The 12612-nt window shown below is 70.0% G+C and carries 12 protein-coding genes; 5 read left to right on the top strand and 7 right to left on the bottom strand.

What is annotated here, in order from left to right; translation table 11 throughout:
- Nucleotides 1-3: 3 nt before the first annotated feature.
- Both ACH413_RS00595 and ACH413_RS00590 read right to left on the bottom strand, forming a co-directional pair.
- Nucleotides 4-336 carry a putative quinol monooxygenase gene (locus ACH413_RS00595; protein WP_360029467.1) on the bottom strand — a complete coding sequence of 111 codons (333 nt, stop codon included), beginning with the start codon at nucleotides 334-336 and terminating at the stop codon, nucleotides 4-6.
- Nucleotides 337-367: 31 nt separating this feature from the next.
- Complete coding sequence (locus ACH413_RS00590; RefSeq protein WP_360029466.1) at nucleotides 368-970, bottom strand: DUF6928 family protein; 603 nt, start codon at nucleotides 968-970, stop codon at nucleotides 368-370.
- A 58-nt stretch (nucleotides 971-1028) separates the two neighbouring features.
- On the opposite strand from ACH413_RS00590, the gene ACH413_RS00585 reads away from it, so the two are divergent.
- On the top strand, nucleotides 1029-2993 hold the full coding sequence (locus ACH413_RS00585) for an MDR family MFS transporter (RefSeq protein ID WP_360030353.1): 1965 nt from the start codon (nucleotides 1029-1031) through the stop codon (nucleotides 2991-2993).
- On the opposite strand, the gene ACH413_RS00580 is transcribed toward ACH413_RS00585, so the two are convergent.
- Nucleotides 2990-5608, bottom strand: coding sequence for a BTAD domain-containing putative transcriptional regulator (locus ACH413_RS00580; RefSeq protein ID WP_360029465.1), 2619 nt, complete (start codon nucleotides 5606-5608; stop codon nucleotides 2990-2992). The genes ACH413_RS00585 and ACH413_RS00580 overlap by 4 nt on opposite strands.
- 190 nt (nucleotides 5609-5798) lie before the next feature.
- Here ACH413_RS00580 and ACH413_RS00575 point away from each other — a divergent pair, with 190 nt between their 5' ends.
- Entirely contained in the window at nucleotides 5799-6932 is a 1134-nt protein-coding gene (locus ACH413_RS00575; protein ID WP_360029464.1) for an endonuclease/exonuclease/phosphatase family protein, read from the top strand.
- Here ACH413_RS00575 and ACH413_RS00570 read toward each other — a convergent pair.
- Nucleotides 6929-7219: a DUF1905 domain-containing protein gene (locus tag ACH413_RS00570; protein WP_360029463.1), complete on the bottom strand. Its 291-nt coding sequence runs from the start codon at nucleotides 7217-7219 to the stop codon at nucleotides 6929-6931. The two genes, ACH413_RS00575 and ACH413_RS00570, sit on opposite strands and share 4 nt — an antisense overlap.
- A gap of 24 nt (nucleotides 7220-7243) precedes the next feature.
- Nucleotides 7244-7780: a hypothetical protein gene (locus ACH413_RS00565; RefSeq protein ID WP_360029462.1), complete on the bottom strand. Its 537-nt coding sequence runs from the start codon at nucleotides 7778-7780 to the stop codon at nucleotides 7244-7246.
- Between the two features lie 85 nt (nucleotides 7781-7865).
- Between ACH413_RS00565 and ACH413_RS00560 the strand changes: the two genes are divergently transcribed.
- From ACH413_RS00560 to ACH413_RS00550, 3 genes are read left to right on the top strand one after another with little or no spacing between them, the layout of a single operon-like run.
- Nucleotides 7866-8417 carry a helix-turn-helix domain-containing protein gene (locus tag ACH413_RS00560; RefSeq protein WP_360029461.1) on the top strand — a complete coding sequence of 184 codons (552 nt, stop codon included), beginning with the start codon at nucleotides 7866-7868 and terminating at the stop codon, nucleotides 8415-8417.
- 5 nt (nucleotides 8418-8422) lie between these two features.
- Nucleotides 8423-10588 carry an MMPL family transporter gene (locus tag ACH413_RS00555; RefSeq protein ID WP_360029460.1) on the top strand — a complete coding sequence of 722 codons (2166 nt, stop codon included), beginning with the start codon at nucleotides 8423-8425 and terminating at the stop codon, nucleotides 10586-10588.
- 46 nt (nucleotides 10589-10634) lie between these two features.
- Nucleotides 10635-11288, top strand: coding sequence for a hypothetical protein (locus tag ACH413_RS00550; protein WP_360029459.1), 654 nt, complete (start codon nucleotides 10635-10637; stop codon nucleotides 11286-11288).
- Here ACH413_RS00550 and ACH413_RS00545 read toward each other — a convergent pair.
- Both ACH413_RS00545 and ACH413_RS00540 read right to left on the bottom strand, forming a co-directional pair.
- On the bottom strand, nucleotides 11231-11566 hold the full coding sequence (locus tag ACH413_RS00545; RefSeq protein WP_360029458.1) for a DUF6292 family protein: 336 nt from the start codon (nucleotides 11564-11566) through the stop codon (nucleotides 11231-11233). The two genes, ACH413_RS00550 and ACH413_RS00545, sit on opposite strands and share 58 nt — an antisense overlap.
- Nucleotides 11567-11654: 88 nt before the next feature.
- Entirely contained in the window at nucleotides 11655-12602 is a 948-nt protein-coding gene (locus tag ACH413_RS00540) for a sporulation protein (RefSeq protein WP_360029457.1), read from the bottom strand.
- Nucleotides 12603-12612: the final 10 nt, after the last annotated feature.

Here is a 12612-nt window from a genome sequence, read left to right as displayed (position 1 = left end):
GGCTCACCCGCGTGGCGCAACCTCCATCTCGCCGAGCAGCGACCAGTCGTCCTGCTCCACGGACTGGCTGACGATCCGGGGAGTCTCCGCGAGGTACTGCGGCAGTTCCTTCTGGGCGTTGCGGAAGTGCTCGGACTGCACGTGCGCGCCGCCCGCGTCGCCGTCCCGGAACGCCTCGACCAGCACGTACTCGGTCGGGTCGTCGAGGCTGCGCGACCAGTCGAACCACAGGCAGCCGGGCTCGGCGCGGGTCGCCTCGGTGAAGCTGCGGCTGATCTCGGGCCAGGCCTCGGCGTGCTCGGGCAGGACGCGGAACTTGGCGGTGATGAAGATCAAGACGGCCTCCTTCAGGTGATCTCGTCCGACCCTATGACGACTCGGTGATCGGGACCAGCGAGCCGTCCGGCCCGATCGTCATCCGCTGCGGGCCGCGCCGGACCATCGCGGCCACCGCGGCGTTGAGGGCGGCGTCGCGTTCGGGCCGATCCGGACCGGTCACGCGGAAGCCGTGCAGCACCACGCCGTCCGGCGGACTTTCCGCGGTGAAGCCGAACATCTCCACGGCCACCGAGCCGGCGAGTTCGTGCTGGTCGTGCGACTCGGCGTGGTGCGACCGGAGCAGCGTGCCGTCCGCGGCCCATTCGGCGAACGCCAGCCACCCCGAACCGGAGTGCTGGGCGAACACCTTCAGCGGACGATCTCCCGCGAACTCCAGGACGTGCTCGGGCACGGGCACGGTCGCCAGCTCCTGATCGCACACGATCGTGGCGTCCGGGAACACCGCGACGTACGCGAACCCGTCGCCGGGGTAGATGTCCTCCGCCAGTTCGCCGTCCCCGACGGGCTCGACCGCGCAGCCCGGCCGCAACGCCCGGACCACCGCCTCCGCCGCCGAACGGTCCGGCACACCACCACCTCGCAACGCCGCCCGCACGTCGCCGAACGCCACCAGAGCGGCCTTGACCCCCATCGTGTTCCTCCCCCTGCGAGGTCGTCCAACCTGCGCGATCATCCCCTGCGTGCCCGAGATGATCGACACTCGCAGGCGGAACCTGGTCGTCGCGGCCGTCCTCCTCGCCATGCTGCTGGCCGCACTCGACCAGACCATCGTGTCCACCGCGCTGCCCACGATGGTGGCCGACCTGGGTGGCGGCGCGCACCTGTCGTGGGTGGTGACGTCGTACCTGCTCGCCGAGACGATCATGACCGTGCTGATCGGCAAGTTCGGCGACCTCTACGGGCGCAAGAAGACGTTCGTCATCAGCGTCGCGCTGTTCCTGATCGGGTCGTTCTTCGCCGGCTGGTCGGAGTCGATGACCACGCTCATCGCGTTCCGCGCGATCCAGGGCCTGGGCGCCGGCGGGTTGATGGTCACCTCGACGGCGATCATCGCGGACGTCGTGCCGCTCAAGGAACGCGGCAAGTTCCAGGGGTTCGCGGGCGCGGTGTTCGGCATCGCGACGGTGGCCGGTCCGTTGCTCGGCGGGCTGTTCGTCGACCACCTGAGCTGGCGCTGGGCGTTCTACGTGAACATCCCGCTCGGCATCGCCGTGGTGCTGGTGGCGATCGCCGCGCTGCCCACGATCAAGGCGGCCGGCAGCCCGAAGATCGACTACGCCGGCATCGCGCTGATCGCCCTCGCCGCCACCGGGTTGACGCTGGTCACGAGCTGGGGCGGCACCGAGTACGCGTGGACGTCGCCGACGATCCTGTGGATGGCGGCCGGATCGATCGTGCTGCTGGTCGCGTTCGTGCTCGTGGAGCAACGCGCGGCCGAGCCGATGCTGCCGATGAGGTTGTTCCGCAGCAGGGTGTTCACGGTGTCGGGCATCCTGAGCTTCGTCGTCGGGTTCGCGATGCTCGGCGGCATCACGTACCTGCCGATCTACCTGCAGTACGTGCGCGGCGAGTCGGCCACGGCGTCCGGGCTGTGGATGCTGCCGCTGATCGTCGGTCTCATGTCGACGGCCCTGTTCACCGGCAACACGATCAGCCGCACCGGCCAGTACCGGATCTTCCCGCTCATCGGCTCGGTCGGGCTCACCATCGGCCTGTTCCTGCTGTCCCTGCTGGACGCGAACACGAGCTACTGGGAGATGGGCGCGTTCATGATGGTGCTGGGCGCGGGCATCGGCCTGGTGATGCAGGTGCCGGTGATCGTCGTGCAGAGCACCACCAACTACACCGACCTCGGCGTCGCCACGTCCGGCATCAGCTTCCTGCGCACGATGGGCAGCTCGTTCGGTGTCGCGATCTTCGGCACGATCTACGCCAACCAGCTGCCGAAGCACCTGGTGGTCCCGCCGGGCGTCGACCCGCGCGCCATCGCCAGCCCGGCCGCGGTCCACGCGCTGCCGGACGCGATCAGGGCCCCGATCGTCGCCGGGTACGCCGAGACCGTGCAGATGATGTTCCTCATCGCGGCCCCGATCGGCCTGGTCGCGCTCGCGGTGGCGTTCTTCCTGCCGCAGGTCCAGCTGCGCGACACGTCCCGCGCCGCGGCCGCCGGCAACAGCGGTGTGGGCGAGAGCTTCGCCGCGCCGCCGTCGAACTCCTACGACGAGCTGCGCAAACTGGTCTCGACGGTCGTCTCGAAGTCCGACGAGGACCCCGGTCTGGCCGTGCTCCGCCGGTCCGGCGTCGACCTGCCGCTGGAACAGGCGTGGCTGCTCGGCCGCGTGTACCGGGCGTCGACGGACGACGGCGTCGCCACGCTGGACGAGATCGCCGAGATGACGAAGGTGCCCGGCGGCATCTTCGAACCGACCGCGCAGGCACTCGTGCGGTCCGGGCACCTCGCGTTCGGCGACGACGGCTACCGGTTCACCGACCAGGGCGTGGACGTGTTCACGCAGCTCGTGCGGGCGTGGCGGCGCTGGCTGCTCGACCAGTTGGAGGACTGGCACGAGCCGGACCAGCGCGACTTCGCCCAGGCGCTCGACTCGTTCACCGACGAGCTGATCGAGAGCGGCCGGCAGATGAGCCGGGTCTAGCCCCTGGCTTCCAGGGCCGCGGCCTCCGCGTCGCGGCCCTGCTCCCGGTAGAGCTCCAGAGCGCGTTCCCAGTGCTCACGCGCCCGTACCTCGTCGCCGGCCTCCGCGTGCACGTCACCGAGGTGCTCCAGCACCGTGGCCAGTTCGGCGGGGTTGTCCAGTTCCCGGTACAGCGCCAGGGCCTCGCCGTAGTGCGCGATCGCGTCGGCGTGGCGGTCGTCGTGGCGGGCGATGTGCGCGAGGCTGTCCAGCGTCGCGGCGATCCCCTCCGCGTGGCCGAGCTTGGTGTTGAGCAGCATGGCCTCCTCGCAGAACGTCCTCGCCTCGGCGTAGCGGCCCAGGCACGCGTACCGCCAGCCGGCCTCGTTCAGCGACTCGGCCTCGCGGACCTCAGACGCGGCGGCACGGAACTTCTCCAGCCCGAGCAGCGAGTGCTCCAGCGCCTTCTCCAGGTCGCCCTCGAACTCGGCGGCCCACGCGATCGACCGGTGCGCGGCCCCGTGCGCCACCGGGTCGTCGTTGCGCGCGAACAACTCCAGGCTGCGCTCGAAGTGCTGGTGTCCCAGCGCGGACTGACCCAGCTCGACGTAGTTCGCGCCGAGGCACATGTGCGCGGTCGCCTGCTTGGTCTCGTCCCCCAGCGCCTCGGCGGCCCGCAACGCCGCCAGCCAGGCCTCCACGTCGTCGGACGTGCGCCCGCGCCGCAGGTGGTAGTTGTTCAGCGTGCGGCCGATCATCCAGGCCACGTCGAAGGCGCCGCGTTCCAGGGCCTGCCGTTGCTCGGTGACCAGGCAGGCGTGCTCGGCGTCGAACCACGCCATCACGGCGGCGTTGCTCTCGAACGCGAGCGTGTGGCTGCTTTCGTGTTCCGGCAACGGTTTGTGCGGCTCCTGGGTCAGCGCGGCGGCGCGTGCCGTGGCGGCGTAGAAGTCGGCCAGCCGCGTGCCGGCGTCGGCGGGACGGTCCGCCGCGTACAGGCCGACCAGGTCGTGCATCCGGTACCGGCCGGGCACGTGCTGCTGCACGAGGTGCGCGTTCTCCAGTTCCCGCAACACCATCCGCGTCCGTGCCGCGGGCCGGTCCAGCAACGCCGCGGCCGCCGCGAGGCTCACGTCCGGCGTGCCGATGGTGCCGAGCAGGCCGAACGCGCGGGCCGCCTCGTCCGACAGCGCCGCCACGGACCACGAGAACACCGTCCGCAGGTTCGTGCCGATCTCGCCCGCGTCCAGTGCGTCGAGCGGCTGCTCGCGCAGTTCCCCGGCGAACGCGGCCAGCGGGAAGTCCGGTTCCATCGCGGCCCGCGCGGCGACGATCGACAACGCCAGCGGCAGTCCACCGCACCAGCTCACCAGGTCGGCGACCACCTCGGGTTCGGCCGCCACGCGCTCGGCGCCGAGCCTGGCCACGAGGAACTCGCGGGCATCGGCCGGGCGCAGCACGTCCAACGAGACCGAGCGCGCCCCGTGCGCCGCCACCAGCCCCGCCAGCTTGAGGCGGCTCGTGACCAGCACCGTCGCGTCCGAGCCGGGTAGCAGCGGGACGACCTGCTCGGTGGAGCGGGCGTTGTCGAGCAGCACCAGCATCCGCCGGCCCGCGACCACGCTGCGGTAGCGCGCGGCCCGTGCGTCCAGTCCGGCCGGGATCGTCTCCTCCCCCAGCGCCTCCAGGAACTCGCGCAGCACCGTCTCCGGCGGCGTCGGCTCCGCGGACGGGTCGAAGCCGCGCAGGTTCACGTAGAGCTGGCCGTCCGGGAACTCGGCGAGGTGCCGGTGCGCCCAGTGCAGCGCCAGCGCGGTCTTGCCGATGCCGCCCGTCCCGCCGATCGCGGTGATCACGACGGTGCCGGCCGAGCCCAGCGCCGCCAGTTCGTCGGTGCGGCCGGTGAACCACGGGTGCGGCGCGGGCAACTGCCGAGGTCCGTCGGCGCGGTCGTCCACGTCGCCGTTGAGAATCCGCTGATGCATGTCCTGCAACGGTTTGCTCGGATCGACGCCGAGTTCGTCGGCGAGGCGGTGGCGCACGATCTCGTAGTGCCGCAACGCCTCCGCGTCGTTGCCCGACCGGTGCAGCGCCAGCATCAGTTGTGCGGCAAGGCGTTCGTCGAGCTGGCGTTCGCCTGCCAGCTGCCGCAACGAGGGCAGCAGCGCGGCGTGCCGGCCGTCCGCGAGCGCCACGTCGTTGCGGTCCAGTTCGGTGGCGACGCGTTCGGCGTGCAGGCTCTCGCGCAGCGCGTCGAACCACGGCGACTCGAGCCCGTCCAGCGCCTGCCCGCGCCACAGCCGCAGCGCCGCGTCGAAGTCCCGATCGCGCACGAAGGCCCGGAAGCGGAACAGGTCGACCTGCTCCGGATCGACCGTGAGGCGATATCCGGCCGGGGAGCGCTCGATGTCCAGTTCGAGGAGCTTACGGAGCTTTGACACGTAGCCGTAGAGCGTCTCGCGCGCCCGCAGCGGCGCCCGTTCACCCCAGACGCGGTCGAGCAGCCGGTCGACCGGAACCGGCCGTCCCTCCTCCATCAGCAGCGCGACCAGTACAGACCGTTGCCGGACGTGGCCGATCTCGACCGACTCACCGCGGTCCCGCACCTCGACGGCGCCGAGCAGCCCGAACTCCAAGATCACCCCTCAGCCAGTGGATTCAAGGTTCATCCTAGGTTCGTCCTCGGCCAAACGGGCAAAGTCGTTCTCGCGGAGGGCCCCACCACATCCGGCAGCCCAGCCACCGGGGCCCTCCACCATCGGCGCAGCGAAAGATCACCCGAGCGGACCAGGGCGAACACGTTCCTCCACATGCGACCCTGAAGTCGTGAGCACCACGCGAATCGGGTCGTTCAACGTGGAGAACATGTTCGAACGTCCCAAAGTGATGGGCCGCAACGCCACCAAACACGCGGCCCCGACTCTGGCCGCGCACGCCCGTTTCAACGAACTCATCGCCGCCGAGACCTACACGCCGGAAGTCAAGGAAGAGCTCAAGGAACACCTGACAACGCTGGAGTTGCTCAGGAGTGACAGGAGCAGGTACGCGATCCTGCGGCGCATCCGCGGCCGTTTCCTCGCGCGCCACCGCACCGGCGAAACCTCAGTCGTGGCAAGCGGACGCGAGTCCTGGGTCGGCTGGGTGGAGCTCACCACCGAACCCATCAGCGAACTCGCCACCCGGCACACCGCCCAGGTGATGCGCGACGTCGGCGCGGACGTCCTCGGCGTGGTCGAGGCCGAGTCGCGCGAGCTGCTGCACATGTTCTCCGCCAGCATGCTCAAGCACGTCGGCTGGACCCCGTACGAGGAGGTCCACCTCATCGACGGCAACGACGAACGCGGCATCAACGTCGGATTGCTGACGCGAGAAGAACATCAGGTCATCACCATCCGCACGCACGTGTACGCGCGGGACAGCTCGGGCACCATCTTCTCCCGCGACTGCGCGGAATACCACGTGCGCACGCCCGCCGGCCCCGAGGTCGTCGTGCTCGTGAACCACCTGAAGTCCAAGGGCTACAGCACCCCCGGCGACCCTCTCGGTGCCCGCCGCCGCTTCCGCCAGGCAGTCCGCATCGCCCGCATCGTCAACCGGTTGCGCGACGAGGGCCACGAGTACATCGCCGTCGTGGGCGACCTCAACGACACCGCGGACAGCGAGGCACTGCGCCCGTTGTTCCAACGCACGGGCCTGCGCGACATCAGCGAGCACGAGAACTTCGACTGGGACCACCGCCTCGGCACCTACCGCGGCGTCAACGAGAAGGGCAAGATCGACTACGTCCTGCTCACCCCGGAACTGTTCGCGAAGGCCACCGGCGGCGGCGTCTTCCGCAAGGGCGTCTGGCGCGGCCCGAGGACCAAGAACCGTTGGGACGTCTACGAAACCATGACGAACGAGGTGCACGCGGCCAGCGACCACGCCGCGATCTACGCCGACATCGACTGGAGCGCCTAGACCAGCTCGACCGTCACCTCGATGACGTCACCGGGCCCGACGTCGTTCTTCTTGCGCACCGCCGCCTTGACCGGCAGCACGTAACAGCCGGACTGCTTGTCCGGGAACACCGACGTCGACCACGTGCTGGCGCCGACCCCGGCCCGGACCTTCACCGAGCCGAAGCCGGGGCCGGGCGTGGCGATGTCGCGGATCTGGTCCGAGACGTCCTCGGGCAGCGTCACGAAGGTCCAGGTTTCCGTGCGGCGGGCGTCCCAGATCCAGAGCTCCGCGTCGAAGACGAACATCGCCCCATTCTCCACAGAGGCGGCTCAGAGGGGCGCGCTGATGCGGAACTCCTCGTCGAACCGCGCGGCCAGCGCGTCGCCCAGCCCGTCCGGCGCCCACTCGCGCACCCGCTCCAGGAAGCCGAGCAGGTCGCGCCGGACCCCCTCCAGATGCGCGGTCAGGTCCACGAGCGGGATCACGCAGACAGGCCCGTCGACAGGTGCCGGATGGTGCCACATCCGCACGGCGTCGTCTCCGAACTCCACCGCGACGCCGGGCGAGTGCCCGTTCCACAGCGCCCCGCCGTCCGCGAGGTTCCGCCACTCGCGCCAGTCCTCCAAGCCGGTGCAGCAGCCGGGTTCGATCGCCACCCCGCTCCCGGCGTCCCGCACGACCAGCCCACCGGCCATGATCACGCCGTCGGCCTCCAGCAGCCCGTGCAACGGCGCCGGCTCGTCCTCCTCGCCGGAGTTGTAGTCGGCGATGGCGGCCAGAACCGCGCCGACTTCGTCCTGGGACATCCGCCCGGACAGCGCTACGTGACTACCAGTCACCTCGACGACGGCTCGAAACTCGATCACTCCCCCATTGTGGTGACGAACGCCACCGACCATTTCGGTCGGTAAACCTACCGAACCGGTCGGTAAACGCCGTAAAGTCGGCCGCATGCCACGACAGCCCAGGACCGGAGTCGACGAGAAGATCCTCGACGCCGCCGCCGCGCTCTTCGCGCGGCACGGCTTCGAGCAGACCTCGTTGAAGTCGCTCGCGGACGCTGTCGGTCTGTCCAAGGCCGGCCTGCTGCACCACTTCCCGAGCAAGGACGCTCTCTTCGAAGCGGCGTGGGAACAGAGCCGTGTGCTCACCCGGCACGTCCTCGACCAGGTCTCTTCACTGCCCGCGGGCAGTGAGCGGGACCGGCGGTCACTGGAACTGCTGACCGACTACGCGCTGGACCGGCCAGGACTGGTCTCGCTGCTGTTCCGGACGATGACGGCGCCGGGCGAGGACCCGCAGCAGGCGCAGGACGAGCTGCTCCTCAACGAGATGTTCGTCATCGACCCCGAGAAAGAACTGCCCCGCGCGATCCGCATCGTCGGCGCGCTCAGCTCCATGGCCGTGCTCACCCTTCTGGCCAACCAACAGGGTGAGAAGACGACATGGCGTCCCTTGATCCTCGCTACCTGCTTCGACGCACTCGGGCACCAGGAGGCCTGACCATCATGGCGAAACTGCTCTACAAACTGGGACTCGGTGCGCACAAGCACCGCCTCCCGGTCGTCCTGATCTGGCTGCTCGTGCTGATCGGCTCCGGCGTCGGCGCGTTCACGCTCGGCGGTGAGACGTCCAACTCGATGTCCATCCCCGGCCAGGAGTCGACCACCGCCCTGGAGCGCATCCAGGAGAAGTTCGGCTCCGGTGAGACCGCGTCGGCCAAAGTCGTCGTGCAGGCCCCGGACGGCCAGAAGCTGCCGCAGCACGTCAAGGCGATCACCGACCTGGTGGCCGACGAGTCCGCGCTCAAGGGCGTGCGGTCGGCGACGAACCCGCTCGACCCGGCGGCGCCGAGCGTCAACCGCGACGTCAACGTCGGCTACAGCACCGTCACCTATGACGTGAAGCCCGGTGAGGTCACCGACGAGCAGCGCGCCGAGCTGACCAAGGCCGTCGACAAGGCGCGCGCGGCGGGCCTGACCGTCGAGGTCACCGGCACCGCGATGCAGGAGACGCCGCACGTCGGCGGGCCCACCGAGGCCATCGGTGTCGTGCTGGCGCTGGTCGTGCTCGCACTGACCTACGGCTCGCTCGTGACCGCGGGCATGAACCTGCTCAGCGCCGGTATCGGCGTCGGCATCGGCACGCTCGGCATCACGATCGCCACCGGGTTCATGGACCTGCAGTCGACGACCCCGATCCTCGCCTCGATGCTGGGTCTCGCGGTCGGCATCGACTACGCGTTGTTCATCATCAACCGCTACCGCCAGGAACTGCGCCGGGGCTCCGACGTCGGGCACGCCGTCGCGACCGCGGTCGGCACCGCCGGTTCCGCCGTCGTCACCGCCGGTCTGACCGTGGTGATCGCACTGGTGGGCCTCGCGATCGCGGGCATCCCGTTCCTCACGCAGATGGGTGTCTCGGCCGCCGCCACGATCGTCGTGTCGGTCCTGATCGCCATCACGCTGGTGCCCGCGGTGCTGAGCCTGCTCGGCCGCCGCGTGCTGACCCGCAAGGAACGCTCCGCCACCCCCGAGAACCCGGTCGAGCCGAAGGACCGCGGTGTCATCCGCGGCTGGGCCCGTGCGATCACCCGCAACCGCGTCGTCGCGCTGCTGCTGTCGGTCGTGGCGCTCGGCATCGTCGCGATCCCGGTGGCGTCCATGGACACCACGCTGATCCAGAAGCCGCCGGCCGGCTCCACGCAGGAACGTGCCGACCAGATCCTCGCGAAGGGCTTCGGCGAGGGCTTCAACGGCCCGATCATCGTCCTGTTCGAGGGCCAGGGTGCCGCCGCGACGGCCACCAAGGCGTCCGAGCCGCTCGCCAAGCTCTCCGACGTCGCCCTGGTGACGCCGGCGCAGCCGAGCCAGGACGGCAACGCCGCGCTGGTCACCGTGATCCCGAAGTCCGGCCCGGACAGCACCGAGACCGAGAAGCTCGTCGCCGACCTGCGCGCCGAACTGTCCAACGTGGACGGTGGCAAGGCGTACGTCACCGGCGCCACCGCGGTGAGCGTCGACGTGGCCACGTCCCTGGACAAGGCCCTGCCGATCTACCTCGCGGTCGTCGTCGGCCTGGCGCTCGTGCTGCTGGTCCTGGTGTTCCGCTCGCTGCTGGTGCCGCTGGTCGGTGTGCTCGGCTTCCTGCTGACCATCGGCGCGTCGCTCGGTGCCACGGTCGCGGTGTTCCAGTGGGGCTGGCTCTCCAGCGCGGTCAACCTCGAGAGCACCGGCCCGCTGATCAGCCTCACGCCGATCCTGGTGATCGGCATCCTGTTCGGCCTCGCCATGGACTACCAGATCTTCCTGGTGTCCCGGATGCACGAGGCACACCACCGCGGTGCCAAGCCGTTGGAGGCCATCACCACGGGCTTCCGCCAGGCCGCCCCCGTCGTCGTGGCCGCCGCGCTGATCATGTTCTCGGTGTTCGCGGGCTTCGTCCCCGCAGGCGAGCCGACCGTGAAGTCGATCGCGTTCGCCCTGGCCGTCGGCATCTTCGTGGACGCGTTCGTGGTCCGCATGGTGCTCGTGCCCGCGGCACTGGCTCTGCTCGGTGAGCGCGCCTGGTGGCTGCCGAAGTTCCTGCGCTGGCTGCCGGAGCTCGACGTCGAGGGCACCGCGCTCGACGAGCTGCCGAACGAGAAGAAGAAGCAGGAGCCGGTCTCCGTCTGACCGATTCCGCTCACCGGTCCGTCATGCCCGTGATCTGATCATGGGCATGACGGACTGGTCTGTGCTGCACCACGCGTACGGCACCGCGGAGGACATCCCAGCGCTGCTGGACCGCGCCGCCGCGGACGACCAGGAGGCGTGGAGCGAGCTGTGGAGCGCCTTGTGCCACCAGGGCTCCAGCTACACCGCCAGTTACGCCGCGCTCCCCCACCTCGCCGAGATCGGGAGCCTCGACGCGGTCCTGCTCGCGGTGGGAATCGTCGCGGACGGCCCTGACGAGGTCCGCACCGAGCACGCCGCCGCCATCGCCACCCTGGGCACCAGGGCGAACGAACTCCTGCCCGTGACCGACGACGGTTACGAGTACCTGCTGGAAGGTGCGCTGGTCCTGGAAGGCCTGCTGCACCAGGCAGACGCCATGGCGTGGGGAGTGGCCGAGGAGGAGTACGAGATCGAGTGTCCCGAGTGCGACACGCCGATGTTCATCCTCCCCGCCGAGGGCATCAGCAAGACGGTCGAGGCGGAACGGCCGTTGCGGCCCGCTGATCCCGCGACGCTCGACGGCGTCGGGCGACGGGTCTGCGAAACGGCTGCGGCGCACGGCCAGGACAAGGTCGCGCGCGTCCTCGGGTACTTCTTCGGTCAGGCGACCTGTCCGGCGTGCGACGCCGAACTCACGGTGTCCGACGAGCTGCTCTGACCCAACAGCCGCTCCACCCAGCGGGCGACCGTCCGCGGCGGGGGCTCGACCGCACCACCGAGGTGCGCGATCACAGTCAGCTCGACGTCGTCCTCGACGGCGATCGCCCACCCGTGCCGCTCGGTCCACAACAGGGCGACGTCGTGATCGGGATGACCGGGCAGGCGTCCGTCCACCGCGATGTACATCCGCAGCGGCTTCTGCCGGTCGATGCACGAGGACTCACCGCTCAAGCCTAGCTCTCGCGTGACCTTCAATGCGTAATCAAGCGTTTTCACACCGTCACCGCTCTCCGTCTCACCGGGGTGGCAACGCCGACTGCTTGACGCAGGGCGCGAGTACCCCGGTGAGCGGAGGGAGAAACCCTTACTCGCCGCCGAAGTCGCCGAAGTCCTCGAAGGCGTCGTCCATCATCTCGCCGACGACCATGCCGCCGACGAGACCGGCGGCACCGGCCGCGACGACCGTGCCCATGCCCATGCCGCCGCGACCGTGGTGACCGCCGTGGTGGCCACCGTGCTGGTCGTAGCCGTGCATACCGCCGCCGCGCTGGGCGACCTGGGAAAGCCAGCCGTTGATCGCCGACGCCCAGTCGGTGCCCTCGGACTCCTGGTGGGACACGCGGAAGTGACCGAACGCGTCACCGCCCGACGAGAACATCCCGCCGCGCTTGTCGGCCTCCAGGATCACGAACAGCTCGTGCGGCGAAGCCACGAACGTCAGCTCGACCTGCTGGACGGCACCGGCGAACTGCGCGGGCGGGAAGAACTCGATCTCCTGGTAGAAGCCGAGCTCCTGCGGCACGCCGTGCAGGCGGCCGGCCTCGACGTCGGCGCTGCGGAACGAGAACCCGAGCTGCCCGAACGCGGTGAGCACCGCGTCCTGCGACGGCAGCGGGTGGACCAGCACGGGGTCGAGGTCGCCCTTGTCCGGCGCGCCCGCGATCACGAGCTCGGTCCGCACGCCCACGGTCATGCCGGGCAGCTGGCCGCCGCCGACCGCGGTGATCGGGGTCTCCCACGGGATCGGCAGCTGGAACGGGATCGCGACCAGCTGACCGGCCCCGACCCGCACGCCCTGCTGCACGACGACCCGCAGGAACTCGGACACGCCGCCGTACTCGTGGTCACCGCGCTCGACCTCGACGCGGGTGACGAGCGACAGCACGACCTGGCCGATCTCGGCGTCCGCGCTGCCACCCTGGATGCGCACCTGCCCGGTGACGACCTGACCGGGCGAGGCGTGCGGCGAGTCCAGCACGGTGTCGACCGACGGGCCACCGACGCCGAAGGCGCTGAGCATCCGCTTGAACATTTGTGTTTCC

It is taken from the genome of Lentzea sp. NPDC020367, from assembly GCF_044387305.1.
GTDB lineage: Bacteria > Actinomycetota > Actinomycetes > Mycobacteriales > Pseudonocardiaceae > Lentzea.
Note: the sequence above shows the minus strand (reverse complement) of the source record. Positions and strands in the feature narration are given on the sequence as shown.